The following is a 26,634-nucleotide window of genomic DNA, read 5'->3' as shown; positions in this document are numbered from 1 at the left end:
CTGAATTGAGCGCCGATTCGCTTCGTCATCCAGAAAATTTGAAGCCATCTCGCCTGCAACTTCGGAAGTTGGTCCATTGATCAGCGTTTCCCTAGTTTTTCGACAATTAATTTCGTAGCGCACCCGCTTGCTTAGCATGAGATTTTTTCAGATGGGATCTGATTCCCGCCCGCAAACTGCCGGCACCGTGGATCCAGCCTATATCGATGATCTCTCCGCACCAAAGAAAATCTAGGTGTGCATGTGGGGCCGAACCAGCACAACGCGCGATGTGCTCCAGCTTGCGCAAGTTTAAAAGACGCAACGACTCAGAAAAATACGACAAATTCTCAATGCTTGGATCGGGTATAAGACGAGTCTTGTTCGCCCAAAGAACAGTGTGCCACCCCGCTCGCACTGCAGGTCGATTTTTGAGATGAGGTTCGTCCGCTCGATTGAGTCTTTGCGTGGTATGCGAACCCGATAGGACTCGTCTTACGTTTGCAAAGAAAGACAAGCCTTTGTCTCATATATTTCAAGTAAGCAAATTGATAGGATTTGTCCTGTCGGGCCGTAATGAAAATAGATGCGCGGTCCGATTTTGAAAGCTATTGGAAATATGTTGACATGGAGGCCCAAAAAGCAGATCGGGGATCAACATGAAAGGGATTTGCGTTCGAGTCGTAATTGCTAATGATCGACCGTTGGCGTTAGCTGGCCTGGAGTATGTCGTAGCCAACTCTGGCGCATTCGAATTGGTCGGAATATGCCGAAGCACGGATGAGTTGATTGAAACACTCGGAGCCGTCAGATGTGACGTCGTGTTGCTTGACTATTCGGTGCGCGGCGCGGGGCGATTTGAAGGGTTGGCATTGCTTGGCTACTTGAGTCGCACGTTTCCAGATCTCGCAATAGTAACGTTGCTCAGGCGCGAGAGTCCTATCCTTGCGAACGCAATACTAAAGCACGGCGCATCGAGTATCGTCAGCAAATATGACGAAGTTAATCACATCGTAACCGCGATTCATATGAGTCATGGTGGTGGTCGCTACCTTTCGCCAATTATCCGGTCTGGCCTGGAATTCGAAAAAACGGCGAACGGCGGTCGAATTGCGAAACTATCGCCACGCGAGATAGAAATTATTAGATTTTACTTGTCTGGACTGTCTATTAGCGAAATTGCTCGACAGCTCAAAAAAGGAAAACAAACAATTAGCGCGCAGAAGGCATCCGCCATGAAGAAGCTTGGCGTAAAGACGAATGTCGCATTAATCCAGTGTGCAATGAGTCTTGGTTTGGCAGGATTGTGATTCAGCACCCCGGGGGGGGTGTACGTCTGGATCAAGACGATTAATTAATAAGATAGAAAATCGAGCGCTACCATGGTTGGCGAATGGGGAGGTAAATAATGGCGTAGGCATTTGTTCAATCGAATGATGAGGTTATTTTCATCAGCTTCATCTATATGGCGAACATTTGTTCGCCCCTGTCTTAATCGTAAATTTTTGGAAAAACAGAATGTACAAGCACTCACTTTTTATGTCGGCAGCTGCACTCGCATTTGTCGCAATGAATGCCCATGCGGCGGAGGGGACGATTACTTTCACGGGATCGGTGGTGGCGTCGACGTGCAAGATCAACGGTGGCGCAAATGACCTGACCGTGCCGCTGCCGCGGGCCGCGACGAACCAACTCGCGACTGTTGGCGCGACGGCAGGCCGCACGCCGTTCACTCTCGCATTGTCCGGTTGCACGACCGACAAGAAGGGCGAGGATGGCGAGACGGTAATTGCGGCGCCGGTGAAGAAGGTATCCGTCGCGTTCGAACCGGGGCCGAACGTCGATCTGGGTAGCGGCCGCCTGAAGCTCACGGGCGCTGATGCAGCGACCGGTGTCCAAATCGGCATCCTGAACGACAAATACGAACCGATCAAGATCGGCGCGGAGAGCTCGACCCAAGGTGTACAGATTGCGGACATCGATACGGCAATCGGCGGCGCCGGCACTGCGACGCTGCAGTTTGCCGCGCAGTATGTCGCGACCGGTCCGGTGACTGGGGGGTCCGCCAATTCGTTCGTCACTTACTCGCTGACCTACCCCTGAAATGCGACGCGTTGAGTGATATTTCCGACCGCCTTAGGCGGTCGGGCATTTTCTGTTTTTCTGGAGAAAATAATTTCAATTAACTTCGCACTGCATACTAAAGGAGAGAAAAAATGATGGCACGTTCCTGCCGCCACATGTTCACGTTGATGACGGTCGCGCTAACCATCTCGTTTGCTCACGCGAGCGTGACGCTGTCCGGCACACGCGTCGTGTTTGCCGAAAGCGAGAAGGAGGTCACGATTCAGATGACCAATGACGGAAAGCGCCCGGCATTGGTCCAAACCTGGATCGATAAAGGTGACGAACGTGCTTCGCCAGAGAACATTGACGTCCCGTTCGTGATCACTCCGTCAATCTTTCGGATCGAAGGTGGCAAGGGCCAGACGCTGCGGATCCTGCACACCGGAGAACCTCTGCCGTCCGACAAAGAATCGCTTTTCTGGCTGAACGTGCTCGAAGTGCCCGCGAAATCGACCCTCGACCACGATTCCAATCGACTCCAGCTGGCGTTTCGGACACGCGTAAAGCTGATGTACCGACCGACCGGACTATCCGGCGATGCGCTTGATGCACCTCCTCAACTGAAGTGGCGGATCGCAGCCGACTCCGGCGGCCATCTGGTGCTCGACGCAAGCAATTCGACGCCTTACGTCGTCAATCTGGCCGGGGTCGCGCTGGTTGCGAACGGCAAGACGTATGAGGCCGGCGTGGGCTTTGTGCGTCCCGGCGAGTCCAGGTCGTTTCCGATCAAAGGTGCACCAACCGCAGGCATTTCAGGCGGTACGGTCGTCTACAGCAGCATGGACGACTGGGGCGCGAGTCATTCCCATCAGAGCGTCGTGACGCAATAGCGGTACAGCGCGGCCTATTCGACAACCGATTAGGCACGGATGGGCGTGCTCGGCCCATACAACCGATTCGAAACAAGAGCATGGTGAATAATGGAGAGGCAAGTCATGGATTGGAGGCTGGACAATCAGCCGCGCCTGAAGCCTATCTGCGCATTGCTTCTCACAATTATCGCGGGATGGCAGGCGGAGGCGCGCGCTGGCAAGCACATTGAGACTTTTGAGGTCGCGCAAACGGAGTTTGCACAGGTCGAATTCGAGAGCGGCTTTTTGCAAGGCGGCGCAGGGGCGATCGACGTGACTCGCTACGAGCGCGGTAACGTGGTTCGTCCGGGGCGCTATACCCCCGACATCTACGTGGACGGTCACTGGATCGGGCGCGTCGAGGTCGGCTTCAATGCCGCGCCGAACACACCCGATGCACAGCCGTGTTTCAATCGGGCGTTAATCGACCAGATTGGGGTGGACCGTGTGCGCTTACCCGAGCACATCCGCGCGACGTTTGATCACGCAGACGCGTGCCTGCGTCTCGGCCAGATCATCCCGGACGCATCAGTCAGTTTCGACTTCGGCGAACAGCGGCTTGACCTGAGCATTCCGCAGATCGCGATGCGCCGTAGTGCGCGTGGTTACGTGAGCCCGGATCAGTGGACGGCAGGCGTACCGGTGGCGATGCTCGGGTACAACATCAATACGTACCACTCACAAATGCGGGGACAATACGGTAATACACAGGGGTACGTGGGTCTCGACGGCGGCTTCAACGTACAGCGCTGGCATTTCCGTCACAGCGGTTCGTTCAGCTGGGACGATCGTGGCGAAAGACGCTATCAGAACCTTGCAACCTACGTGCAGCGCGATGTCGCTGCATGGTCGTCGCAGCTCGTCGTCGGCGATACGTATACCTCTGGCGATCTATTCGATTCGACGTCCTTCCGCGGCGTGCGGCTCTATACCGACGACCGCATGCTGCCCGAATCGCAGCGTGGCTACGCGCCAGTCGTGCGCGGAGTCGCGAATTCGAACGCGAAAGTCACGATTACGCAGAACGGCATGCGACTGTACGAAACGACCGTCGCGCCGGGCGCATTCGTGATCGACGATCTGTATCCGACCGGCTACGGCGGTGACCTGCACGTGACGGTCACGGAAGCGGATGGGTCCGTTCACTCCTTTTCGGTGCCATTCGCGGCAATCCCGTTATCGCTTCGCCCCGGCCAGAACCGGTACAGCTTCACTGCGGGAGCCGTTCGCAATCTCGACAAAACGTCACCATTGTTCGTCCAGGCGACGTGGCAGCGCGGCTTTACGAATTCAGTCACCGGCTACGGTGGCATGACGGCCGCAAATGGCTATCTGTCCGCGATGCTCGGCGGCGTACTCAATACGTCCTGGGGCGCGATCGGCGCCGATGTGACACATGCGTCCACTCAAATTCCGGGCGAGCGACGTTATGCTGGGCAAAGTTTTCGGTTGAGCTACGCGAAGACCGTTGCGGAAACCGGGACGAACATTGCAATCGCAGCGTACCGTTACTCGACGAGTGGCTTCTTCGGTCTGACCGATGCGATGCGCGCCCGCGACCAGGCGGTTGTCGGGATTCGCTCGGCGGATCTCTATCGCCAGCGCAATCGCGCATCGCTCACGCTGAGCCAGCAGTTCAGCGAAAAATGGGGAAGCGTGAACGCGACCGTATCGGCCGCGACGTACTGGAATAGAGGCGGATCCGATGTCGATTACACGATCGGCTACAACAACACGTTTCGTAACGTGTCGTACAACGTGTCGGCGACTCGCCAGCGCAAGCCGTTCGCCGGATCGAGCACGATGATCTATGCCGGCCTGTCGATTCCACTCGGCCGCACGCGGCCGGCGATCGTCTCGACAAATTTCAACCACGACTCCCGCGGATCGACGCAATGGCAAACCGCACTGTCCGGCTCGGTCGGCGAAGAGGGTAGGCTCGCATATGGTGTCAACGTCACGCGAGGAGCGAGCCGTGGCAATTCCCAGACGAGCGGCGGCGCCAATTTCACCTATCGCGGCGCGATCGCGGAGATGAGCGGCAGCGTGGGTGCAAGCGACGAGTATCAACAGTATTCGGTTGGACTGCGTGGTGCAATCGTCGCGCATCCTGGCGGCGTCTCGCTGTCGCAACCGGTAGGCGAGACGTTCGCGATCGTTTCTGCGCCGCATGCGGCAGGCGCACGGATCGTGAATGCGACCGGCGTGCGGATCGGCCGGAACGGCTACGCAATCGTCCCGTATCTGTCACCCTTCGCGATCAACGACGTCACGATCGATCCAAAGGGTTTGTCGACGGACATTGAGTTGCGGGAAACCAGTCAGCATGTCGCGCCGTTGGCCGGCGCGGTGCCGATGCTGAGGTTCAAGACCGTTTATGGCCGTTCCGCCGTGATTCGCGTGCTTCAGCCGGACGGGACGCCGCTGCCATTTGGTGCGACGGTCAAGGATCGGAAAGGCGTGGACGTCGGCGTCGTGGGACAGGGCGGCAAGATATTCGCGCGCGGTCTTGCGGACCACGGGGAATTGACGGTCACGTGGGGCACCGCAGACGCAGCATCGACCTGCCGTTTGTCGTATGCGCTGCCATTGCGCAAACGCTCCAGCGGATATCAACCGCCGCAAAGTCTCGATCAGCGATGCGTCGCGGCGCGTGACCCCGACTATGCGCCGAGCTTGTCGAGCCGCACAGCGGCCGGGTATGGCGAAAGTCCGTGAGGGATCAACAAGTAATCAATCGAGGGACAATATGAGCTTCTATTCTAAGCGTGTGATACAGGTACTGAGGTACGTATTGCTGGCTACACTGGTCACCGAGTGTTCGGTAGCGGCAGCCGCGTGTAATGCGCGCTGGACAGTGGCGTCCAATGTGGCCGCGATTTCGGCAATCTCGTTGGCCGGTCCCGCTGATGCAGTGCCGCATGGAACTTTGCTTACTCCGAGCGCTAGCGGGAGCGTGCACGGATGGCGTTATGAGTTCCCCGAGCCGACGAACAACGAGGCATGCAAGAAACTAAAAGGAAGATTTGAGTCATCCGGGAACGTGGTGCGAGGCATTCACTATGTGTCGAACGGGCTAATATCGGACGTTTGGGAGACCGGCGTACCCGGCATCGGGTACGCGATGATAGTTAGAAGTATTTTTGGTCCAGAAGCGGGCGTCAAAGAGGGGGGAATCGACGTCTCGTACGGCAGTATGGCAAGCCCCCAGTCGTCCCTGACGCCAATCACAGTAAAAGTCGTTCTAGTGGCGACCGGGCGTTTGAGTACTGGCAGTTACAGGGTTCCGGCCCTGAACGTCGGACGCTACACCATTGTCGATGGTAGCGGCACTGTGCTAAGCGCCTCTATTCCCATGGCTAGTGTACCGGTCACAGTAACCGCACAAGGCTGCAAAGTCACATCGGGCGAAGGGCAGAATGTGAATCTGCCAAGAGTTATTACGTACGACTTCAAAGAGGTCGGCGCGACCTCGGCGGTCTCTTCGTCGTTCGCCGTTGGCCTGAAGTGCGATACCACGCTGGCTGTGCACGCGACCTTGACCGATGCGAGCGATCGTTCTAACACGTCGAACGTGCTCAGCCTTTCGCCCGGGTCGACAGCGACCGGGTTCGGGCTGCAAATTTTCCGTGAAAACTCGATGACCCCCATCGCGTACGGTCCCGAATCGTCGACGAAGGGTAATCCGAATCAATGGTTCGTTGGTACGGCCAACGCCTATAACCCACTATTGATTCCGTTTACGGTGAAATACGTGAGGACCGCACCGGAAGTAGGCCCGGGAAGTGTCAATGCACGAGCGTTGATTACATTTTCGTATCAGTAGCCGTCGATGCAACCATGTTCCGCACGCAGGCAGCGCTGCAGGTAGCGACCCGATCGAAACGGTCGCTTCGCTTCCGCAAACACGATCAATCCTTGCTTCTCCCAGTCCGAAAGTTTGCATATTTTGAGATATAATTATCCGGAAGAAAATGGGCCAAGGCATCCCCTGATGTGGCCTGACGGACGCAGGGAACTCAATGGACGAATTTTTTGTGCGAGTCGTTGTTGCGGACGACCATCCTGTGTCCGGAAACGGCATCAAGCAGGCCCTGAGCGGCATTCCGACAATCCAGGTTGTGGCGGTTACTGAAAATACATCCGCGCTGGTCGAAATTCTCGAAACGACTGCTTGCGATGTGCTCGTGCTTGATTATGTGATGCCCGGCGGGCAGTACGGTGATGGATTAGCACTTCTGTCGTATCTGAGCCGCCGTTATTCGACGCTCCGTTTTGTCACTGTAACGATGCTGAATTCGCCAGCCGTCTTTCGGGCGTTGCAGAAGCTTGGCGTGAACTGTGTCGTCAGCAAGTCGGACGCGATGTCACATCTTGTCGCAGCTGTTCACGCTGCTCAGTCCGGTGGGCGTTACCTGTCTCCAACGATTGCGTTGTTGCTTGAGCAAGCCGACTCCGGACCGGTCTCGACGCTGTCGCAGCGTGAATCGGAAATTGTTCGTTTGTTCCGCGAAGGGTACAAGGTAACCGAGATCGCGGAAAAGCTCCATCGCAGCAAAAAGACCATCAGCGCGCAGAAACTGGCGGCCATGCGCAAGCTCGGCATCAAGCGGGATGCTGATTTGATTCGGTTTGAAGGTCCATTCGATCCGGGCGCGCCGGACGAACCGGAACCAACTTCGTGAAAGCGGCATGCGTACAGGCGCACGGTGGTTAATGCGACGACAACGATGGCAGAGTCAAGGCGAATTTGACCCTGCATGGATGCGCGCCTACCAGCGAACGTTGCTGTTCGCAGGCGGGGCAGCGCTCTGCATTTTCATCGTCTTATGTGCCGCGGCCGTCGCTTGGGTCGAAGTCAGCGATTACCAAGCCGCGCTGCGATCGCGATTCCTCCTCGAGCGGAGCCGACTGCTGTTAGCAATGACTGAGAGCGCGACCGTGGTCAAGCGCTTCACCAGTGTTGCCGATGGTGCGTGGGATCCTCGTGCCAAGCCCACCGCTGAATTAGCCGCGCTCTTCACATCGCGCGAACATGCGGCGTTCCGCGAGGTTCGTGACCCGACGTTGTACTACGTCGGGCAAGTGGTGCACGATTCCGAGCAAAGCTATCTCCCGCTGCTTGCCTTGAGCGAGCGCCTTTTGGGGGATGGCGTATGGCGTCATCAGACCACCGAAGCACCGGATCAGGTCTATATAATCGGGCGCGATAGCCGTTTCGCCGCGCTGCTGCTGAAGCTTCGGCGCCGCATACCGACGACCGCCCTCGAGCGCGGCGATCTGCTCGGAATCTTGTCGCGCGTCTGGCCCGACGTCATGAGTTGCGTACGCGACGGTGATGCCCATCTCGAACGCGTACCAGACGGAGTCGTTTGGCTACCGCCGCGGACGGCACCCTTAACGCCGGAACCGATGATCCGCGTTGCAAGCTGGATATTCGACAGCGGTAATGCGCCCGTTGCACTCATCGTACACGCGACGCGCGCGTCGCACCTGCTTGATGCATTGGGTGCAAACGATGCCGATCGAGCAGTTGCAATCGTTGACGCGCGAGGGCATGTGCTGCTGCAATCCGACGGTTCCAGCAGCATCGATGTTGCGACTGCGATGCAAGCATTCTCCTCTGATCGCGCCAATGGAATCGAACAGAAGATGTTTCGAGCGAACCTGATTTTGCGCGATCAGATTCCTGAGACCGATTGGCAACTCGTGAGTGTTTCCCCGCTTCGGGCAATTCTGCTGGATCTTGCACCGAGACTCCTGGCGATCGTAGTTTCAGCGGGATTCGGCATCGTAATTTTGGTTGTCGGGTTGCGTGTGATCAATCGCCGAATACTGGTTCCGTCGCATACGCGCGCAAGACGTCTCAAGGACAGCGAGCAATTGAACCGAACCTTGATCCGGACGGCGCCCGTGGGCCTAGCGTTGATCGACGCGACGAACGGTGCATTGCTGTTGGGCAACGAGACGATGGATCGCTACGAAAAGGCTGATCCTCGTCGTACGTTATCGGCACGGATTTGGGCGTTCGCATCGTCCGGCAAGATTGGCGAGGGGCCGGAAGTCTTCTGCAAGGAGCTAACACTCGGCGAAGAAGGCGAAGTGGCCGGCGCGACACATCTGCTTATCAACGTTACGCGCGTCAAGTATCAGGGGACCGCCGCATTGCTCGGCACGCTGGTTGACATCACGGCGCGAAAGCTGACCGAACAGTCGCTCGACGCAGCGCGTCGCACAGCGGATCAAGCGAATCGCGCGAAATCGGTTTTTCTCGCGGCGATGAGCCACGAAATCCGTACACCTCTGAATGCAGTGATTGGTAACCTTGAATTGATGCGACGGGGCGAGTTGTCTGATATACAGCGGAAACGACTGGAGATCGCTGACTCGGCGTCTTCTTCGTTGCTGCATATTTTGAATGACGTGCTCGATTTGTCGAGAGTCGAGGCGGGGGAGCTACGCATCGATGCAGTGCCGTTCGACTATGCTGCCGTCGTGCGCGAAGTGACAGAAGCGTTTCGACCGCTCGCGGAGGACAAGGGCCTGAGCTTCGATTGCGATATTGCGCCAGATCTTCCGCCTTACCGTATCGGCGATCAGGTTCGGATCCGACAGGTCGTATCCAACTTGCTAAGCAATGCAATCAAGTTCACAGAGGCGGGCGGTATTACGGTAACCACCGGCATGGCGCAAGGAGGCCATCAGGACGACGTGGAAATTCAAGTCTCGGATACCGGCATAGGGATATCCGAGCTTGCCCAATCGGCAATCTTCGAGTTCTATCGGCAAGCGGACGATTCGATTCATCGTCGGTACGGTGGAACAGGCTTGGGCCTCGCACTTTGCCGGCGGTTGCTGGATGCTATGGGCGGCGAGATTACGGTCGAAAGCGTGAGCGGGAGCGGGAGTGTGTTCAAGGTTCGCATTCCGCTTCCGGTTACCGACGTGGAAAACTGCGTCGACGGGCGGGAGGTGATTGTTGAGCGCGATACCCCTTTGAAGGTAATGGTTGTAGAGGACCATCCTGCGACCCGTTTGCTTCTGGCCGATCAGTGTCGCGAAATCGGTATCGATGCAACACTGGTCGAAACGGGGACCGAGGCGCTCAACGCGATCATGCATTGCAGCTTCGATGTAGTACTTACCGATCTCGGGTTGCCCGATATGGACGGATGGTCGCTTGCGCAAGCGATGAAGGCGGGGGGCTCTAACATCCCCGTCGTCGGAATGACCGCACATATAAGTTCCGATGACGAACAGCGCTGCGTAACCGCAGGTATCCGAGCGTTGCTGCGGAAGCCGGTGACGCTTGGCACGTTATCGCAAGCGCTCGGAATACGTGGCACGGAATGGTTTGCCAGCGGTACCGATAATGGCGTGGCCGGTTCGGGCACGGCGAACATTACGTGGAGTGCGTTGGCAGAGGATCAAAAAGTCGCGATGCGGCGCGTCACTCTATCGTCGATCAGCGCGATAGACCTGGCGTTGGCAACCAACGATACTGATGTCGTCGTCCGCGAACTTCATTCACTTGCTGGAGGATTCGCGACCGTCGGACAGCGGGTACTCGGTGATCTGTGTTCGGGTCTCGAGCAGGTCGTCCGCCAGGAAGGAGTGCACGCGTTTTCAACGCTTTGGCTATCGCTACGCGACGAGCTACTTGAAGCCCTCAAAATGCCAGAGGACTCGGCCGGAGAAAGAGAGCCCTCGCAGATTTAGATCGATTGCGATTTATTGATCAGGCATATCGGCCGGACTTGCAACCACAAGGCCATGCGCGAAGCGCGAAAACCTTGTGCCATGCGGTACTGAGCGAAAGCAACGACGAAGGCCTTGGGGTATCCGGGACGCGGGACGGTCGTCACATGGCTTGATGAGCTGCATCCCGAGCGAAAGAAACGCGTGCTCGGTAAGGCTTCGGGTATTCGGCATACACCAGAGCTCAGGCAAACAGCGGTCATCGATCTGTGCACCCGACGAGGAAGCGCAGACGAAGTTGCCAAAAAGATTGGCGTGAGCCGCCCAACGTGCGAGGCTGGCTTACTCGGATACGCGAGGCCAATCTGACGCGCTCAATGTCGCGCAAGGGGTGCTCGTCCGATAACGCGGCGTGCGAAGGTTTCTTTGGACGGCTGAAGACGGAACTGTTTTACCCTCGAGACTGGCAGACCGTCAGCACCGACCAATTCATTGAGGTCGTTGACTCGTACATTCGTTGGTACAACGAGAAACGGATCAAGATCTCGCTTGGTGCACGCAGTCCGATCGAATACCGAGCAAGCCTCGGGCTGACCACATAAACCAGTCCAAGAATTCCGCCGCACCCCCAAAGCGGACATTTCAATCTAGCTACTACAATTCAATTTGGCGATAATCAGCATTATGTAAAATACAGAATGCAGGGCCCCGCAAGGCGTACTGCGTGCGTGATACCCAGATCGCTGCGTGCCGGTCTTTTTGTTCCTGCCTCGACCATTCCTGCCAGCCATCACCCGCTACTCACTCTATAGCGGAAATACTGCTTGTCGACCCACTCGACCCCACGCCGCCCGTCGTCGAGCATCGCGTTGGGCACCCGCACCGAACCGAGCGGCTCGAACCCGAGCCGCCGGTAGAGCCGGTGCGCGGTGAGCGCATTGCCGTTGCTGCGCACGATGATGTCGCGATAGTCCGACGCCGCCTCGCCGACGCAGCGCCGCACCAGCGCTTCGCCAATCCCGCGCGACCGCCAGTGCGGAGCGACCGCCAGTTCGGCGATCGACATCACCGGCCCGTCGCCGAGCGTCGCGCGCAGCGACGCCGGCAACTTACGGTCGTAGCCCGCATCGGCGGACAGCAGGAAGCCCGCCACCGCGTCGCCGGCCACCCACAGATGGCAACGCGCCGCATGCCCGGTGAAGAGTCCGTAGAGCCAGTCGCGCTCCGCCGCCTCGTCCAGGTAATGACCGGCATACGGCCCCGTCGTAAACGCGTCCATATACAGCGCGAGCACCTGCCGCTCCCATGCATGGAACAGACCGATGCCGCCGGAACGAATCTCGTTCGTCGTCATCCCGCCCTCCTACCAGTCGAGCTGATAAGCGGTGCTCACCAGCAGCGATGAGCACAGCGTGGCCAGCTTCACAAGCGGCAGCCGGGCCGGATCGAACCCGTAGTTCGGATAGAAATACTGGCCCAGCCCCTGCACCTGTCGCTCGATCACGATCACGCGGCGGTCGCGCGGCGCCGTCTCGATGATCCGTTCGACGATCTCCGCCTTGTTCTCGATATGAATCGACAGGATGATGATGTCGCACGCACCGTAGTCGTACGCTGCGCCGTCCGCGTGAACCATCTCGATCGCCGCACGCCGATAGCGCGCGGGGTTCGATGCGCACAGGTGATCGACGAACCGCTCGCCGGTCCTGAGCGATTCCTCGCTGAGATCCAGTCCGACGATGCGGGCACCGCTGAACGACTGCATGAACAGCAGCGACAACGGCATCCCGCCGGATCCGACCATCGCCACCGTCGAATCGGCGGACATGTCCGACAGGAACATCTCGGTTCGCGCGAGCAGCCGGTAGATCTCCGCGTAGTATTCCTTGATGATCAGGAGCAGCCCTTCGCTCGACGGTCCGGCGCGCAGCACGTCGCTCATCTGTCGCTCGAAGCGGACCTCGTTGTCGAGCGACAGCGCCTGAAAGCGCTTCATGTACTCGCGCACCGTCGCGTCGCGCAGGAAGCGCTCGGTCTCGTTCGCATCGAGCACCGGCGACAGCAGGTAGTTACGGATCAGCAGCGTTTTCGCGAAACACGCGCGCAGATCGTGCCGGTCGGGCGACACGAACATCTCGTCGATCCAGCGATGAATCTGGGTCTTCACGAAGTCGATGCGGTGCTGGGTATCGTTGGCCGCGCAATGCGGCGCAAGCGGCGGGTTGGTCAGCATGTCGGTGTCGATCCAATCTCGGGTTGAGGGGCGCCGGCGAGCCGGCGTCAGATCCAGGCCTTCGGCAGCGCGGCGAGGCGTTCGCGCGCGACCGGCCTGGTCTGGCCGAACGGCGGGTGTGCCCTCTTCTGCAACGCGTGCGCGAGCATCGTCGGCATCCGTGCAAACAGGAACACCGGCGTGGCAAGCACGGCGGGCACGCCCAGTTCGAGCAGGATCGCCGCGGCGGCCGAATCGATGTTCGGCGGCAGGCCGCGCAGGTCCTGCATCGCACTGCATACGGCCCGGTACGCGTCGAACGCCGCGCCGTCGACACCCAGCCGCACGGCGTGGCGCTCGAGCGCGGCCGGCCGCGGATCACGCTCGAGCAGCGGATGGCCGAAGCCGGGAATCCGCTCGCCTGCCTGCACGCGCTGCGCGACACGATCGCGAATCTCCGCGGGCGACCGGCCGACGAGGCTCGCGAAAAACCGCGTTGCGTCGCTGCAGGCGCCCACGTGCGCGGCACCGCTGCCTGTCAGGCCCGCGATCAGGTTCAGGTCGATGCTCGCATGGGTGCTCGCCGAGAAGCGCGGCAGCGCGATGGTCGGTGCGACGAGACCGAAGCCGCCGTGCAGCGCCACCAGCAGAACGTCGAACAGGCTCGCCTGGGCGTCGTGCGCCTCGCCGCCGCACAGACAATCGAGCGCCGCCGCGCTGAAACCGCGTGCAACGTCCGTCGCCCGCTGCCGGGCCGGCACCTCGTCGTGTGTCGTGCGCCACACCGCCAGCAGGCGCGGCAACGCAGCGACGATGCACAGGCCCGTCGCCACCTCGTCGTCCTGCCCGATGCCCGACAACGCGTCGGGCCACGCGACCGGCCGAGCCTGCGGGCCGGTGGCCAGCCCGGCCGCGACCGCCGCGACCAGGAACACCTCGGGCCGCCGCTGGCGGCGGGCCAGCTGTGCGGCGAGCAAGCCGTCGTCGGGCAGCCCATCGTCGACAAGCCGCGCGGCCAGTGCGCGATCGAGTGCACGCACGTCGTCCGCATCCGGCATCCGGCCCGCGAGCACGTGCAGGATCGCGGCGGTGAATTCGACGGAATCGATCAGTTGCAGCAGATCGACGCCGCGTACGGCAAGCCGGTCGGGCGAGATCGACACCGCATCGATCTCGCCTTCGTCGCGTGCGGCGCGCGAACGGGCGGCGTCCGGCGCCGGCAAGTCGTGAGCGGTTCGCATCGGCGATGCCCCGCTCACTGCCGCGCCGGTTTCGCGATCAGCACCTCGAAGCCGATCGCGAGCATCCCCGATCCCTTCGATACACTGGCGTGCCCGCCGATGCCGGCTTCGTGCAGGTGCTCGACCGACTCAGCGACCGTGAACTTGCCGTCGAGATGGACCGGATGAACGCCCGCGGCCGCGCGCCGTTCGTTGAAGAACGCGAGCGCGTCCGGTGCGGGATCGCTGCAGGGCTCGTGAATAAGCGCGAAACCGCCGGGCGCCAGCGTGCGGAAGATCTCCCGGTACGCACCGACAGGGTCGGCCCAGTGATGCACGACGGAGCGGCCGATCACCGCGACGAACGTCCCGTCGTCGAACGGCAGTGCATGGACGTCACCCGCGCGGATGTCGATACGTCCTTCCAACCTTTCCGCGCGCACGTTCTGCTCGGCGCGCCGCACCATGTCCTCGTAGTAGTCGACCCCGACGAAGGCCAGCGGGGCGAGCGACGGGACGTGGGCCAGCTCGATCAGCGTCCGCGCGGTGCCGGTGCCGACATCGAGCAACCGGCCCGATGCGATGAGCCGCTGCGCGATCTCGTGCTCGACGCGCTGCACCAGGTTGCGGTTCCATTCGAGCGTAAACGTGTCGACGTAGTGATCGTATGTATCGGCGTTGACTTCGGCGGGGGTGTTCGTACGCATGCAGGTCTCCAGTCGTGAGGTCCAGGGGTACAACGGTCGTGAAATCATCCGGCCGCGGGGCGCGCGCCGGCCGGTGGCGCAGCCGGCGCGGCGCCGAGCCTGCGCATGAGCCGCAGGAAAATCGTCAGGTACACGGCCTGGCGCACGACGCTCACGCCCGCGAGCAGCGCGAACAGCTGCGCGAGCGCCAGATGGTGCGTGACGCCGAGGTAGATCACGCCCGGCGTGACGATCCAGGAAAAGAACAGTCCGAGCGCCATCGCGCGCGCCGGGCGCTCGAGAATCTGGAAGCAACCGGTCACGAGGTTCGTCAGCAGATAGCTGAAAACGAACAGCGGCACGTAGTCGAGCAACGCGGTCGCCGCCGCGATCACACCGGCGTCGGACGCGAGAAAGCGCAGCGCGAGCGAGCGCAGCAGGAAGAACGCGACGCTGATTGCCGCGGTAAACAGCACGCCCAGCAGCATCACCGACTGCAGTACCGCGCGGGACGGCGCCCGGCTGCGCACGAGATGGCCGATCCGGATCATGAACACCATGCTCAGGCCCTTGATGAGAATGAACCCGATCGTCATCAGCTCGAAGCCGATGCCGTACCCGCCGATCGCGCGCACGCCGTAGCGGGCGATCAGCGAATAGACGGCCGTATTCGCGAGAAAGGTCAGCGCCTCGAGCGCGGCCGAAGGCAGAAAGATGCGCAGCAGCCGTCGCTGCGTCGGCCATTCCACGCCGGGGTGCGGCAGTGCGACCTGCTCGCGGCGCAGCCGCGGGCGGATGCAACGAATGCACCAGCCGAGATACAGGCTCTTGGTGATCCACGAGGTCAATGCGAGGCCGAACAGCTGCAACGACGGATGCTGGCCGAACAGCCCGAACACGAGCAGTGGATCGAGGATGTTGTTGACCACGCCGCACGCGATGCTGATGCGGGCGGGCGACTTGGTGTCGCCGTACGTGCGCATCGCCGCCGAAAGCGCGGTACTGAGCAGCGTGAGCGGAAAGCTGCCGATGACGAGCGCGTAGTAGCCGAACATGCGCTCGCCGCGGAACTGGCCACCGGAGATAAACGTCATCAGCGGCGCCCGCGTGCCGATCAGCACCAACACGACCAGCGCGCCGATCCCGCCCGCGAACACCAGGCTCTGCACGAACAGCCGGCCCTGGTCCTCGCGGGGCGCCTTCGCGAACACCGCGACGAACGATTCCTCGAAGCTCTTGCCGAGGAGGAACAGGAATGTCGCCACGCTGCCGTTGACGAGTGCGAGCAGCGCCATGTCCTCCGCGGGCAGATCGCGAATCCAGCGGTAGTCGAACAGCGTCATGCAGTAGCCGAAAATCGACGACAGCACCATCGGATAGAGCATCAGCCAAGTCGCACGAACCTCGGCCGCGAACTGGCGCATGCGGTCGGCGCGCGACGCGCGCGTCGAGGCCGACGTGGCAGGCGCGACGGTGGCGCTATCGTCACACATGGGCGTGCCTCTCGTCGATCAGGCGCGGCAGCTTCTGGCGTGCGGAGAAGCGCAAGGCATCGCGGCCGCGCACGTCGAGGCGCCCCTCGCCCTTGTCGATGCACTCGCGCACGTCCTCGATCTCGAGCAGCGTACGGGTGAGCCGTGGCCCGAGCGGCGCGAATTCATCGTCGTCCAGGTCCAGCGCGACCGTCAGACAATCGCGTCCATGCGCGTCGGCGGCCAGGCGAAACTGACTGTCGAGCGGCCGGCCGGCGCACGCCGCGAGCCGCTGCGCAAGCAGCTCCGTGCTGATCAGGTTGCCCGCGAACTTGAAGCGCTGATCCGTGCGGCCCTGCAGCACGACGACGGAACCGCCCTCGCCACACGTACAGCGCACCGCCGGACCGACGCGCACGCGATCGCCGATCCGGTAGCGCAGCATCGCGAGGCCCGGGTTGGCACGGCTCGTCACGAGGAGTTGCCCGTCCTCCTCTTCGAGAAAGAACCAGTCGTCGAGCACGTGGTAATGCCCTTCCGCACAGCGCGGCGTGTGATAGCCGAGAAACCCCGTTTCGGTGGCGCCGTACAGTCCGAAGAATGCGGCATCGCGCCAGCGCCGCCGCACGATCTCGCGCTTGTGCCCAGAGAATGCTTCGCCGGTGTAGAGGATCGTCGTCACGTCGAGATCCACGCCGTACGCGTCGAGCAGCCGCAGGCATTGCAGCACGCTCGTCGGCGTGCCGACCAGCACGTTGGGGCGCACGCGGCCGATCAGGTTCAGCATGGCGGGAAGATCGGCGCCGTATGCGTCCAGCCGCCCGATCGGAAGCACGTTCGCGCCGATCGCTTCCAGCAACCGGTTCACGCCGTCGTACAGCGTGGAAAAGCCGCCGGCGGTAAACAGGTTCGCCACCCGGTCCGTCGGTGCGATCGCTGTCCCCGCCAGCGCATTCGCGAGCGCCCGGCCATAAGTCGCGTCGGGCCGCTTGCGGGCCGGCGCATTGAGCAGCAGCTTGACCTCGCCGCTCGTGCCCGACGTGGTGTAAAACGTCGCGCCGGCGAGATCGCCGTGCTCGAGGCGCTCCAGTACGCGCCGCTTCAGGTCGTCGGCCGTCTCGATCCCGACCAGCGCGCGGAAGGCCGCGTAGCTGGCCACGCCCGTCGGCAGTAAATCCGCATAGCGGGCATCGTACGAAAGCGCTTCGCTCACGGCGGAGGAATCGAAGCGGGTCGTGCGCTCGGACATCGTGTGCTCCAGGTTCAGGCCGCGGTCACGCGCTTTCGCGCAGGAGACGCAATGAGATCTTGCCCGTGCACGTGACCGGAAGGTCGTCGACGAACAGCACGTCGGCGATGCGCGGATACAGCGGGAATGCGGCCCGGTAGCGGCTCAGGATGCGCGCCTTGAAATTCGCGTCCGCACTGGCTGGCGTCCGGCCGGGCACGACGAACACCGTCAGCGCGCCGGTCTGCGGATCGGCGAGGAAATAGCTCTTCGCGATGTCGTCGAACGCATCGAAGTGCTGGTGCAGCAGGCTGACGTTGATGAGCCGGCCGTTACACTTGACCGTCTCGTCGCGGCGGCCGACCCAGAATACGACGCCATCGTCGCGGCGGAACACCAGGTCGCCGGATTCCAGCGTCGTGAACCGCCGCAGGCTGCCGTCGGGCAGCAGATAGCCGTGCATCGCATACGGCGTACGGTAAAGCAGATGGCCGGGCTCGCCAGGTGCGCACGGCTGGCCCTGCGCGTCGACGATCGACAGCTCGATGCGCGGATCGATCGGGCGCCCCGGCGCGAGGACGCCCTCGAAGCAGTACGAATCGACGTGCGGCAGGTCGTCCGGCGTCAGTGGCAACGCGAAAATCCGCGGCCCCGATTCAGTCTGGCCGAAGTTGTTCCACACGCACGCGCCGAGCGCGAGCAAGCGGCGCACCTGGGTCGCGTAGATGCGGTCGGATGCATTGAGCACGACGATTCCGTCGAACCGCATGCCCGGCGTCCCCTCGGCCAGATCGCACACGCGCTCGGCGATGCTGCGGATCAGCGGCACGAAGCGGATTCGGCCGCTGCCCAGGTAACCGAGCACCTCGTGCGCGGTCAGCGATGCCCGTTCGAGCCAGACGGTCGCGCCGGCCAGCAGGCCGTTCATCATCGTCGAGAAGCCGTACATGTAGTGCGTGGGGAACATGCACAGCACGCCGTCACCGGGCTGCACGCCCAGATAGCGACCGACCGCCAGCGCATTCTCGACGAGTTGTGCTTCGTCGTAGACGACCAGCTTCGGCGCGCTCGTCGTGCCCGACGTCATGAAGACGATCTGCGCACGCGGCGAGCCGGCGTCGGCCCACGCGCACGCGTCGTGCCCGGACGCTTCGGCATCGGCCATCGTCGGGTCGAGCACGACGACCGGCAGTCCGTCGCACGCGATCGACCGGGTCGCGACGACCGCGAGCGCATCGAGACGGTACTGACGCAGCGCGGCGGACAGCATCTTCGGGTCGCACAGGACGATCCGGCAGCCGAGCGTCGACGCGAGCAACGTGAACAGGAAATAGTCGAACCCCGAGAAGCCGACGGCGATCAGGCAGCCGCGCCCGAGCAAATGCGGCTCCAGCCTGCCGAGCGCGCGCCGGGCGGCCCTCAGCCGCGCGCGCAGGTCTGCGGCCGTCAGGCGCGCCCCGTGCAACACGATCTGCCAGCGCGCATCGCGGGCAAGCAACGACGTGAACTTCATGCGGGCGCTCCTTCCAGCACGAGCGAGGCCGCGAGGCCGCCCATGCCGAACGAATTCTTGAGCACACGCCGCGCATCGCTCGGCGTCGCGGCGCGCACCACGTTGACGGGGCACTCCTGCGCCTGCTCGTCGAGGTTGATGGTCGCCGGAATGAAGCGCTCCCGCAGTCCGATCGCCGTGTTCAGAACTTCCATCGCACCCGCTGTCGCGATCAGATGGCCGTGCTGCGACTTGTTGGCGGTGACGGGTATCGCGGGCCGCGTCGGGAAGATCGCGCGGATCGCCTCCGATTCGTGCTTGTCGTTGAGCACCGTCGACGTTCCGTGCGCGTTGACATAGTCGATATCGGCCGGCGCGCATCCCGCATCGTCGAGCGCCCGCTGCATCGCGAGCCGCATCTCGAGCGACTGCAGGTGCGGGATGACGATGTGCTCGGCGGCCAGGCTCGCTCCATAGCCGACCACGCGCGCGAACGGCTTGTCACCACGGGCGCGCACGGCCGATTCGCGTTCGATCAGGAACAGCACCGCGCCTTCCGCGAGCACGAAACCCGAGCGGCGCACGTCGAACGGCCGGGAACGGTGCCGGGGATCGAGATTCAGGTCGGTCGAGATCACGTCGAGCGATTCGAGCCGCGCGAGATTGAGCGGATTGACCTTGCCGGACACGCCGCCGACGATGGCCGCGTCGACCCGCCCCTGGCGCAGCGCGAGCATGCCCATGCCGATCGCCTGCAGCGACGCCGAGCACAGGCCCACATGTGCGAGCGCGCAGCCGCTGAACGGAATGTGGCGATGAATCGCGCCGAATACCGAAGTCGCGTCGCCGCTCACGAACTCGCTCATGCGCATGTGCGACACGAGCACACGGAGCAGCGCGTCGCGCGATTTGTCGCCGTTGACCTTGTCGACGAGTTCGAGCGCGCTCTGCACGTCGGTGGCCGGCACGTCGACGCCGACCAGGCAGCCGATGCGCTCCGGCGCGTAGTCGCGCACAACGAACGGCGCCTGTGCGAGCAACCGCGCCGCGGCGAGATCGCCGTACAGCTGTTCGGTCCCGATTCGCCGCGCCGAAGGCCAGCGCACGCGCTCGTTGCCTTCGTCGGGAACGCCCGCGTGCTGGGTCGTATAGGTCGAGCAATCGAATTTCTCGATCCTGCGAATGCCGGAGCGGCCTTCGCGCAGCGCGGCGTGCAGTTCGTCGTAGCTGCCGCCGAGCGGCGTGACGGCGCCGAAGGCACTGATGACGATTGCGTCCGATCGCGAATTCATCGCCCCACCCCGCTCAGCTTGCGCACCAGGATTGCACCGAGGCCCGACGACACGCCGATGCCGTTGACCAGCACGGGCGCGCCGACCGGAATGGCCGGATCCGCGATCGCCAGGACCAGGTCGATTAGGTTGTTCGCGCGCCCGGTATAGCCGACGTGCGGCTTGTACGCGTGCACGACGGCATTCGGCCAGGCATGCTGCACCGCGTTGCGCTCCGCCTTGCCCAGCGACGGTTCGCCGTTCTGGTACAGCACGACGTGCGGCACGCCGAGCGCGGCCTCGCCGGGAAAGCGGGCGAACAGCCTCGACCAGTCGTCGCTCGACACGGCGGTATCGGGCTTGTACAGCGAATGAACGTCGAGCACCTGCGCGCACGGTGAGCGCCCGTCGCGCGGCGTGCGCTCGACGACGGCCCCGACGGCCCCGAACGCTGGAACGATGCCGACCGGGTGCGACGTCGTGCGCAACAACCCCATCTTCTCGAATGCGGCGACGTTGTCGGCCGACGTCATGTCGCCGACGGCCGCGATCACCGCGCGGTCGATCGCGCCGCCCTCGATCTGCCGGTGCGCCTCCTCGAGCGCGCACAGGCTGGTCAGCGACATCCGTTGCAGCGGATAGCCTTCGCCGCGCAGTTCGAACAGCTTCGAGATCTGGTACAGCGCGTTGGTGGTCAGCAGGCGCAGCATGTCGAGCGGGTTCAGGTCCGCCTTGATCTCGCCGAAATAGCCGCAGCCGTCGAGGCCGTGACGCGCGTGCAGCGGCGTGAGCACAGCCATCGTCGCGTCCTCGCCTTCGACCCCCGTGAATACCGCGAACCGCTCGCGCTCTTCAGCCGTGTACGGCCGGCCGGCCGATGCCGCGTCGAACGCCTCGGCAGCCACCTGTAGCGCGAGGCGCGAACCCGGGTTCAGCAGCGAACGATCCTCGCGCGCCATGCGCTGCACGAGCGGAAACGGCAGGTTGGCGCGCGCGTAGTCGCCGGGCCTCGCGGCCGGCACGAGCGGCGCGCGTGCGGCGAAGTCGACGTCCAGCAGCGACGCGATGTCGGGAAAGGCGGCCGTCGCGATGCCGAGGCCGGTGATGTACGACATGGCAAGTCCCCATTCACGTGAATCGAAAACCGCGCGGTACGGCGCGCCTGCCACCCGGACGGCACGCCCGGGTCAGTTGAACTGCGCGATGCGGCGCTCGATGTAGTTCACCGAGAAGTGCTCGTAGAGATCCTGCAGGCTGCATTTCTCGCGGCTGTTCCAGCTCATTACGTCGCACACCTGCCGCCAGCCGGCGTCGGTCCACTCGGTGCCGGTGTGACATTGCGGATCGAGCAGCATCCGGTTGAACGGCCACAGGTTTTCGAGGCTGATGCGGTTGTCCACCTTGTCCTTGAGCTCGTAGCACAGGTCCACGTAGTCGATCGAACTCATATTCAACTCGCGGAACAGCGACGCGGAGTCGGCCACCTGTTCGGGACCGCTCAGATAAAGGATTTGCGCGACGATGCTCTTGATGTCTTCCTTCATGCTCCACTCTCCTTGAGTCACTGGGTCAGCCACTGATGTTTTCGCCATTGCCGAGATCGACGACGCTTCCGGTCGTTTCGAGGGCGCCGTTCGCGAGCAGCAGGACCGTGCGCGCAACCTGCTCGGGCTCGAGGATCTTGCGCATCGGAATCTGACGATAGAACGCCGCCGCGTCCTGCGACGCGAGAAAGCGCTCGAACAGGTCGGAGCGCACAAACCCCGGCGCCACCGCGTTGACGCGCACGCCAAAGCGCGCCATCTCGAGCGCGAGCGTTTTCGTAAAGCGCTCGATCGCCGCCTTCGACGCGCCGTATGCGCCGTTGCCGGTTTTCGGCTTGCGCGCGGCGATCGACGACACGTTGACGATCGCGCCGCGCCGGCGCGACTGCATCCCTTCGCCGAACGCATGGCAAAACGCCATCGTCGCGCCGAGGTTGAGCCGTAACGTTTCCCAGTAGCGCGCAAACGGGCTGCCGATCAGCAGCGCATCGTCGTTGACGCCCGCGTTGTTGACGAGCACGTCGACGGCCGCTTCCGCGTTCACGTGGTTGGCGAACGCCTGCACGGCGTCCCAGTCGCCACCGTCGACCCGAAAGCCGAGCGCCGCGCCGTCGTACGCGCGCTCCAGGGCGTCGGCCAACGCCGGATTCGATCGATAGGTGAAGTAGACGGTGTGGCCGTCAGCGATCAGCGCGTCGACGATTGCGCGCCCGATCCCACGGGTGCCGCCCGTGACGATGGCGAGCTTCGTCATGCGTCGTGCTCCCAGCCGAGAATGCCGTCCATTACGCTCTGGCCGTTCGCATTGCGCAACTCGACGTGCGCGGTGGTGCGCGCCCCGTCCTGTTGCAGGCGCCGCAGACTCGCGGTCAGACGTTCGCCGGGCCGTACCGGGAAAATGAAGCTGATCTTGCGAAGCGTGAGTGCCGGGGGCGGCTGGTCCGTCGCGAGGCCGAGCGCGTCGAACAGCATCGCGATCGCCAGGCAGAGGCTGAACGAACCGGGCAGCACGGGAAACTGCTCGAAATGCTCGTCGAATAGCGGTGCGGCACTCGCCACGTCGATCACGCCGAACCGGTCGCCGGTGATCGTGGCCGCCGGTGTCGCGGTGGCGGGCATCATGGCCGTTCTCCCGACACGGCCAACGCGGGCAGGCGAAGCGGCATCAGCGCAACGAACACGGTACCAGACGCCACGGTCGGATACATACCGGCATCGGCGTCGCGTACCGACACCTCGACCCGGTATCCGTCACCGTGTTTCGCGACGGTGCCGGCCAGCGCCAGCCGCGGATAGCCGTCGACGCGGTGCAGCGTCACCTCGCGCAATTGCGCCGGCACCATCAGCGCCGGCTCGCCGTGCATCGTGCGCGCAGCCTTGACCGCGAATTGATGCAGCGCTTCGATGACGAGCAACGCCGGCCGTGCGCTCGACCAGTCGCCATACCGACGCGGATCCGCGTCGCCCGCGAAACGCGCGGGATCGGACGGATCGCGGATCACTCGACAAAGGGCAAGAAAGCCAGGCCGCGCCGTCTCGCCCCCCCTCTCAAACCTGGTATGTCTCATTTTTATGCCTTGTTATGTCTGTGTTTTGGCTTCTCGCACCCCGGTGACCGCTCTCACGTCGGCCGATGTCGTGCGGATCAAGTACTGATCGGCTGCGAGTGTATCGATTCGTCGCCGAAAGAAACGATCATGCGACCAATTGCAGAAACGAGCGACGAACCGCGCATGGAGCCGACGGAATGCAACGCGGACGCACGACCGACGGCGGGCCGCGCATGGCTCGCGGCGCCCGGGCGCGGAAGCGCTCGCCGACGGCCGCCGTTCGTCGCGACGGAATGCCGTTCGTCCGCGCGTTCCGCCGTTCGTCGCACTGCGCAATACGGGGGCACGGTTCCCGATAAGGTGGCAGCATCGATGGAATACCTTGGGAGGTGTCCGTGTTGGCGGCCAGCTTGAGTCATGTCACGAAAACATATGGAACCGGCCCGCTCGCGGTCGCGGCAGCCGACGATGCGTCGCTCGATATTCTCGCGAACCGCCTCACCGTGCTGTCGGGCCCGTCCGGCAGCGGCAAGACGACCTTGCTCAACCTGCTCGGCGGCATCGATCGCCCAACGCGCGGCGCCATCACGGTCGCGGGCCAGCGGATCGACGCGATGCGCGAGAATGCGCTGGCGGATTTTCGCGCGCGTCACGTCGGGTTCGTCTTTCAGTCGTTCAACCTGCTGCCCGTGTTCAGCGCGTTCGAGAACGTCGAATATCCGCTGACCCTGCTGGGCGTCGCCCGCGCGCGGCGACGCGAGCGGGCGCTTGCGCTGCTTGATGCCGTCGGCATGGGCGACAAGGCGAATCGCCGGCCCGGCCAGTTGTCGGGCGGCCAGCAGCAGCGCGTCGCGATCGCGCGCGCGCTCGTCACCGAGCCGGCACTCGTGCTGGCCGACGAGCCCACCGCCAACCTGGACAGCGCGACGGGCGCGACCATCATCGCGCTGATGCGCACGATGCAGCGCGAGCGAGCGACCTCGTTCGTGTTTTCGTCGCACGACCCGCAGGTGATCGCGGCCGCGGACGACGTCGCGATGATTCGCGACGGATGCGTCGTCGAAACCCGCTCCGCAGCCGTGCACGAGGAGGCCTGCCAATGAGCACCTGGGTTCTCGCCTTCCGCAACCTGCTGCGCAACCGCCGCCGCTCGTCCACCACGCTGCTCGCGATGGTCGTCGGCCTGACCGCCATCCTGCTGTTCGGCGGCTATGCACGCGACATCAATTACGGGCTCCAGACCAGCTACGTGCGTCAGGGCGGCCATCTGCAGATCCAGCACCGCGACTATTTCCTGTACGGCAGCGGCGACCCCGTCTCGTACGGGATCGCCGACTACCGGAAGATCATCGACACCTTGCTCGGTGATCCCGAGCTAGCGCGCGAGGTGACGGTCGTGACGCCGGTGCTGACGATCAACGGCATCGCTGGCAACTTCGCGGCGGGCGTATCACGCACCGTCTCGGGCAGCGGGATCGTCGTGGCCGACCAGAACCGGATGCGACAGTGGAACGACTACGGCTTCGCCGACCGCGCGACGCCCGTCGCGCTGACCGGCAGCGCCGCGAATGCCGCCGTGATAGGCACGGGCGTCGCGCGCGTGCTGCGCCTCTGCGATGCACTGCGCGTACCCGATTGTCGCGATCCGGCGACGGCGGCGGCCCCGGCTGGCGCGTCGGACCTGCCCGACGACATCGCGTCGCTCACGCGGGCCGAGGCTGCGGCGAAGCCGGTGCGGCACGGCGGGCTCGCTCGTCTCGAACTGCTGACGTCGAATGCGTACGGCGCACCGAACGTCGCGGAACTGTCGGTGATCTCGGCTCAGAAGCAAGGCGTCAAGCAGATCGACGACATGTTCGTGCAGGTACATCTGCCGCAGGCGCAGCAGCTCGTCTACGGGGCCGGCCCGAATGCGAAGGTGACCTCCATCGTCGTGCAGCTGAAACACACGGCCGATCTGCCAGCCGCGCGCGCCCGCATCCAGACGCTGCTGCGCACCCGGCTCGCGGGCGAGCCGCTCGAGGTGCTCGGCTTCGCGACGCTGAATCCGCAGTACGGCCAGGTCACCGGCATGTTCGGCGCGATCTTCGGCTTCATCGCGGTGCTGATCGCCACAATCGTGCTATTCACGGTCGGCAACACCATGAACATGGCCGTGATGGAGCGCACGCACGAGATCGGCACGCTGCGCGCGCTCGGCCTGCGTGGCGCAGGCATTCGCCGTCTGTTCGTCTGCGAAGGCTGCCTGCTCGGTATGTGTGGTGCGATTTCAGGCACCGTCCTCGCACTTGCGGCGGGTGTCGCAATCAACCGCGCCGGCCTGCACTGGACGCCGCCCGGACAGACCGATCCGGTCGCGCTGTCGGTACGCGTGTGGGGCGAGTTCGGGATGATCGCGCGCTACGCGCTCGGCGTGACGGTGGTCGCGACGTTCTCGGCCTGGCTGCCCGCGCACCGCGCTGCCCGCCTGCCGATCGTCGATGCGCTGCGTTTCGCCTGACCAGGAGCCTCTACCATGATCGTTCCCATCCGGATCCTGCGCGCCGCCGCGATGCTGCTCGCGTTCGCCGCCACCGCAGCCGTGGCGGCGGAGCCGTCGGCGCAACAGCTCCTCGCGCAAAGCGACGCGGTGCGCAATCCCGACAAACCATTCGGCCTGACAACGACCCTGCTCGAATTTCGCAATGGACAGCAGACGGACAGCGAGGTGCTGAAGATCTACTCGAAGGCAGACCCGGCAACCAGCCAGTTCCGCACGCTGGTGCAGTTCGTCGCCCCGGCCCGCGACGCGAACAAGCTGATGCTGAAGAACGGCAACGATCTGTGGTTCTACGATCCGTCGAGCCAGGCCAGCGTGCGAATCTCGCCGCAGCAGCGCCTGCTCGGCCAGGCCGCGAACGGCGACGTCGTGACCGTCAACTGGGCGAACGACTACGACGCGTCGCTGGCGGGCGAGGAGAACGTGGCGGACGGCGAGCACCAGACCCGGCACTGCTACCGGCTGCACCTGACGGCGCGCGCGGCGGACGTCACGTACCACGCGATCGACCTGTGGATCGCGAACGATACGAAGCGGCCGGTCAAGGCGCGCTTCTTCGCGGCGAGCGGCAGCGTGCTGAAGATTGCGTACTACCGGCACTACCAGGACCGGTTGGGCGCGGCGCGGCCGACGGAAACCGTCATCATCGATGGGCTGGATCCCGGCTGGGTCACGGTGATGCGCTACTCCGACTACGCGTGGCGCGACATTCCGGACGCGTGGCTGCAACGCGCGTACCTGGCCCGCTTCAAGGCCGACTAGACG

23 protein-coding genes and 1 pseudogene are annotated in these 26,634 nt (G+C 63.1%); 11 read left to right on the top strand and 13 right to left on the bottom strand.

Translation table 11 applies throughout. The features are described from left to right. Positions 1-638 precede the first annotated feature (638 nt). From DFS13_RS23230 to DFS13_RS23195, 8 genes and pseudogenes are all read left to right on the top strand, one after another. On the top strand, positions 639-1,289 hold the full coding sequence (locus tag DFS13_RS23230) for a response regulator transcription factor (RefSeq protein WP_111442184.1): 651 nt from the start codon (positions 639-641) through the stop codon (positions 1,287-1,289). A gap of 208 nt (positions 1,290-1,497) precedes the next feature. Next, positions 1,498-2,082 (top strand): fimbrial protein, encoded by a 585-nt coding sequence (locus DFS13_RS23225; RefSeq protein ID WP_111442183.1) that lies wholly within the window; start codon positions 1,498-1,500, stop codon positions 2,080-2,082. 116 nt (positions 2,083-2,198) lie between these two features. Continuing rightward, positions 2,199-2,936: a molecular chaperone gene (locus tag DFS13_RS23220; RefSeq protein ID WP_373863194.1), complete on the top strand. Its 738-nt coding sequence runs from the start codon at positions 2,199-2,201 to the stop codon at positions 2,934-2,936. A 105-nt stretch (positions 2,937-3,041) separates the two neighbouring features. Next, positions 3,042-5,675 carry a fimbria/pilus outer membrane usher protein gene (locus DFS13_RS23215; RefSeq protein ID WP_111442181.1) on the top strand — a complete coding sequence of 878 codons (2,634 nt, stop codon included), beginning with the start codon at positions 3,042-3,044 and terminating at the stop codon, positions 5,673-5,675. A 31-nt stretch (positions 5,676-5,706) separates the two neighbouring features. Beyond that, positions 5,707-6,783: a fimbrial protein gene (locus DFS13_RS23210; RefSeq protein WP_111442180.1), complete on the top strand. Its 1,077-nt coding sequence runs from the start codon at positions 5,707-5,709 to the stop codon at positions 6,781-6,783. A 196-nt stretch (positions 6,784-6,979) separates the two neighbouring features. Continuing rightward, positions 6,980-7,642 (top strand): response regulator, encoded by a 663-nt coding sequence (locus DFS13_RS23205; protein ID WP_111442179.1) that lies wholly within the window; start codon positions 6,980-6,982, stop codon positions 7,640-7,642. A 79-nt stretch (positions 7,643-7,721) separates the two neighbouring features. Further along, positions 7,722-10,676 (top strand): hybrid sensor histidine kinase/response regulator, encoded by a 2,955-nt coding sequence (locus DFS13_RS23200; protein WP_241308529.1) that lies wholly within the window; start codon positions 7,722-7,724, stop codon positions 10,674-10,676. A gap of 314 nt (positions 10,677-10,990) precedes the next feature. After that, a pseudogene (locus DFS13_RS23195) lies at positions 10,991-11,257 on the top strand (IS3 family transposase); the annotation flags it as partial. Between the two features lie 188 nt (positions 11,258-11,445). Here DFS13_RS23195 and DFS13_RS23190 read toward each other — a convergent pair. From DFS13_RS23190 to DFS13_RS23130, 13 genes are all read right to left on the bottom strand, one after another. Further along, a complete protein-coding gene (locus DFS13_RS23190; protein WP_034203547.1) occupies positions 11,446-12,009 on the bottom strand; it encodes a GNAT family N-acetyltransferase in 564 nt (187 codons plus the stop codon). A 9-nt stretch (positions 12,010-12,018) separates the two neighbouring features. Beyond that, positions 12,019-12,888 carry a class I SAM-dependent methyltransferase gene (locus DFS13_RS23185; RefSeq protein ID WP_006498177.1) on the bottom strand — a complete coding sequence of 290 codons (870 nt, stop codon included), beginning with the start codon at positions 12,886-12,888 and terminating at the stop codon, positions 12,019-12,021. Positions 12,889-12,935: 47 nt separating this feature from the next. Further along, positions 12,936-14,108, bottom strand: a complete 1,173-nt coding sequence (locus tag DFS13_RS23180; RefSeq protein WP_006498178.1) for a citrate/2-methylcitrate synthase — start codon at positions 14,106-14,108, stop codon at positions 12,936-12,938. A gap of 14 nt (positions 14,109-14,122) precedes the next feature. Continuing rightward, the gene (locus DFS13_RS23175; protein WP_006498179.1) at positions 14,123-14,794 is read right to left on the bottom strand and encodes a class I SAM-dependent methyltransferase; all 672 of its coding nucleotides are present in this window, start codon (positions 14,792-14,794) and stop codon (positions 14,123-14,125) included. Between the two features lie 44 nt (positions 14,795-14,838). Continuing rightward, complete coding sequence (locus tag DFS13_RS23170; protein ID WP_006498180.1) at positions 14,839-16,266, bottom strand: MATE family efflux transporter; 1,428 nt, start codon at positions 16,264-16,266, stop codon at positions 14,839-14,841. Beyond that, positions 16,259-17,494 carry a hypothetical protein gene (locus DFS13_RS23165; protein WP_006498181.1) on the bottom strand — a complete coding sequence of 412 codons (1,236 nt, stop codon included), beginning with the start codon at positions 17,492-17,494 and terminating at the stop codon, positions 16,259-16,261. Before DFS13_RS23165 ends, DFS13_RS23170 begins: the two co-directional genes overlap by 8 nt. Before the next feature lie 25 nt (positions 17,495-17,519). After that, positions 17,520-18,986: a class I adenylate-forming enzyme family protein gene (locus tag DFS13_RS23160; protein ID WP_006498182.1), complete on the bottom strand. Its 1,467-nt coding sequence runs from the start codon at positions 18,984-18,986 to the stop codon at positions 17,520-17,522. Continuing rightward, entirely contained in the window at positions 18,983-20,257 is a 1,275-nt protein-coding gene (locus DFS13_RS23155) for a beta-ketoacyl-[acyl-carrier-protein] synthase family protein (RefSeq protein ID WP_006498183.1), read from the bottom strand. Before DFS13_RS23155 ends, DFS13_RS23160 begins: the two co-directional genes overlap by 4 nt. Continuing rightward, positions 20,254-21,351 carry a beta-ketoacyl synthase N-terminal-like domain-containing protein gene (locus DFS13_RS23150; protein ID WP_034203549.1) on the bottom strand — a complete coding sequence of 366 codons (1,098 nt, stop codon included), beginning with the start codon at positions 21,349-21,351 and terminating at the stop codon, positions 20,254-20,256. The genes DFS13_RS23155 and DFS13_RS23150 overlap by 4 nt, the downstream gene beginning before the upstream one ends. A 72-nt stretch (positions 21,352-21,423) precedes the next feature. Continuing rightward, on the bottom strand, positions 21,424-21,780 hold the full coding sequence (locus tag DFS13_RS23145; protein WP_006498185.1) for an acyl carrier protein: 357 nt from the start codon (positions 21,778-21,780) through the stop codon (positions 21,424-21,426). A 25-nt stretch (positions 21,781-21,805) separates the two neighbouring features. Next, the gene (locus DFS13_RS23140; protein WP_006498186.1) at positions 21,806-22,534 is read right to left on the bottom strand and encodes an SDR family NAD(P)-dependent oxidoreductase; all 729 of its coding nucleotides are present in this window, start codon (positions 22,532-22,534) and stop codon (positions 21,806-21,808) included. After that, positions 22,531-22,902: a hotdog fold domain-containing protein gene (locus tag DFS13_RS23135; protein WP_006498187.1), complete on the bottom strand. Its 372-nt coding sequence runs from the start codon at positions 22,900-22,902 to the stop codon at positions 22,531-22,533. Before DFS13_RS23135 ends, DFS13_RS23140 begins: the two co-directional genes overlap by 4 nt. Continuing rightward, a complete protein-coding gene (locus DFS13_RS23130) occupies positions 22,899-23,282 on the bottom strand; it encodes a hypothetical protein (protein ID WP_006498188.1) in 384 nt (127 codons plus the stop codon). Before DFS13_RS23130 ends, DFS13_RS23135 begins: the two co-directional genes overlap by 4 nt. A gap of 443 nt (positions 23,283-23,725) precedes the next feature. Between DFS13_RS23130 and DFS13_RS23120 the strand changes: the two genes are divergently transcribed. From DFS13_RS23120 to DFS13_RS23110, 3 genes are read left to right on the top strand one after another with little or no spacing between them, the layout of a single operon-like run. Next, a complete protein-coding gene (locus DFS13_RS23120; RefSeq protein ID WP_162838542.1) occupies positions 23,726-24,433 on the top strand; it encodes an ABC transporter ATP-binding protein in 708 nt (235 codons plus the stop codon). Further along, the gene (locus tag DFS13_RS23115) at positions 24,430-25,830 is read left to right on the top strand and encodes an ABC transporter permease (RefSeq protein ID WP_034203552.1); all 1,401 of its coding nucleotides are present in this window, start codon (positions 24,430-24,432) and stop codon (positions 25,828-25,830) included. The genes DFS13_RS23120 and DFS13_RS23115 overlap by 4 nt, the downstream gene beginning before the upstream one ends. Before the next feature lie 15 nt (positions 25,831-25,845). Continuing rightward, entirely contained in the window at positions 25,846-26,631 is a 786-nt protein-coding gene (locus tag DFS13_RS23110) for an outer membrane lipoprotein-sorting protein (protein WP_006498191.1), read from the top strand. Positions 26,632-26,634: the final 3 nt, after the last annotated feature.

The sequence above is a fragment of the Burkholderia sp. 28_3 genome (assembly GCF_003253915.1).
Taxonomy (GTDB): Bacteria; Pseudomonadota; Gammaproteobacteria; order Burkholderiales; family Burkholderiaceae; genus Burkholderia; species Burkholderia cenocepacia.
Note: the sequence above shows the minus strand (reverse complement) of the source record. Positions and strands in the feature narration are given on the sequence as shown.

What these genes read in the sequence shown, in the direction of transcription:
- DFS13_RS23230 (WP_111442184.1), top strand. Translation starts at nt 639, where the DNA reads ATGAAAGGGATTTGCGTTCGAGTCGTAATTGCTAATGATCGACCGTTG.
- DFS13_RS23225 (WP_111442183.1), top strand. Translation starts at nt 1,498, where the DNA reads ATGTACAAGCACTCACTTTTTATGTCGGCAGCTGCACTCGCATTTGTC.
- DFS13_RS23220 (WP_373863194.1), top strand. Translation starts at nt 2,199, where the DNA reads ATGGCACGTTCCTGCCGCCACATGTTCACGTTGATGACGGTCGCGCTA.
- DFS13_RS23215 (WP_111442181.1), top strand. Translation starts at nt 3,042, where the DNA reads ATGGATTGGAGGCTGGACAATCAGCCGCGCCTGAAGCCTATCTGCGCA.
- DFS13_RS23210 (WP_111442180.1), top strand. Translation starts at nt 5,707, where the DNA reads ATGAGCTTCTATTCTAAGCGTGTGATACAGGTACTGAGGTACGTATTG.
- DFS13_RS23205 (WP_111442179.1), top strand. Translation starts at nt 6,980, where the DNA reads ATGGACGAATTTTTTGTGCGAGTCGTTGTTGCGGACGACCATCCTGTG.
- DFS13_RS23200 (WP_241308529.1), top strand. Translation starts at nt 7,722, where the DNA reads ATGCGCGCCTACCAGCGAACGTTGCTGTTCGCAGGCGGGGCAGCGCTC.
- DFS13_RS23190 (WP_034203547.1), bottom strand. Translation starts at nt 12,009, where the DNA reads ATGACGACGAACGAGATTCGTTCCGGCGGCATCGGTCTGTTCCATGCA.
- DFS13_RS23185 (WP_006498177.1), bottom strand. Translation starts at nt 12,888, where the DNA reads ATGCTGACCAACCCGCCGCTTGCGCCGCATTGCGCGGCCAACGATACC.
- DFS13_RS23180 (WP_006498178.1), bottom strand. Translation starts at nt 14,108, where the DNA reads ATGCGAACCGCTCACGACTTGCCGGCGCCGGACGCCGCCCGTTCGCGC.
- DFS13_RS23175 (WP_006498179.1), bottom strand. Translation starts at nt 14,794, where the DNA reads ATGCGTACGAACACCCCCGCCGAAGTCAACGCCGATACATACGATCAC.
- DFS13_RS23170 (WP_006498180.1), bottom strand. Translation starts at nt 16,266, where the DNA reads ATGTGTGACGATAGCGCCACCGTCGCGCCTGCCACGTCGGCCTCGACG.
- DFS13_RS23165 (WP_006498181.1), bottom strand. Translation starts at nt 17,494, where the DNA reads ATGTCCGAGCGCACGACCCGCTTCGATTCCTCCGCCGTGAGCGAAGCG.
- DFS13_RS23160 (WP_006498182.1), bottom strand. Translation starts at nt 18,986, where the DNA reads ATGAAGTTCACGTCGTTGCTTGCCCGCGATGCGCGCTGGCAGATCGTG.
- DFS13_RS23155 (WP_006498183.1), bottom strand. Translation starts at nt 20,257, where the DNA reads ATGAATTCGCGATCGGACGCAATCGTCATCAGTGCCTTCGGCGCCGTC.
- DFS13_RS23150 (WP_034203549.1), bottom strand. Translation starts at nt 21,351, where the DNA reads ATGTCGTACATCACCGGCCTCGGCATCGCGACGGCCGCCTTTCCCGAC.
- DFS13_RS23145 (WP_006498185.1), bottom strand. Translation starts at nt 21,780, where the DNA reads ATGAAGGAAGACATCAAGAGCATCGTCGCGCAAATCCTTTATCTGAGC.
- DFS13_RS23140 (WP_006498186.1), bottom strand. Translation starts at nt 22,534, where the DNA reads ATGACGAAGCTCGCCATCGTCACGGGCGGCACCCGTGGGATCGGGCGC.
- DFS13_RS23135 (WP_006498187.1), bottom strand. Translation starts at nt 22,902, where the DNA reads ATGATGCCCGCCACCGCGACACCGGCGGCCACGATCACCGGCGACCGG.
- DFS13_RS23115 (WP_034203552.1), top strand. Translation starts at nt 24,430, where the DNA reads ATGAGCACCTGGGTTCTCGCCTTCCGCAACCTGCTGCGCAACCGCCGC.
- DFS13_RS23110 (WP_006498191.1), top strand. Translation starts at nt 25,846, where the DNA reads ATGATCGTTCCCATCCGGATCCTGCGCGCCGCCGCGATGCTGCTCGCG.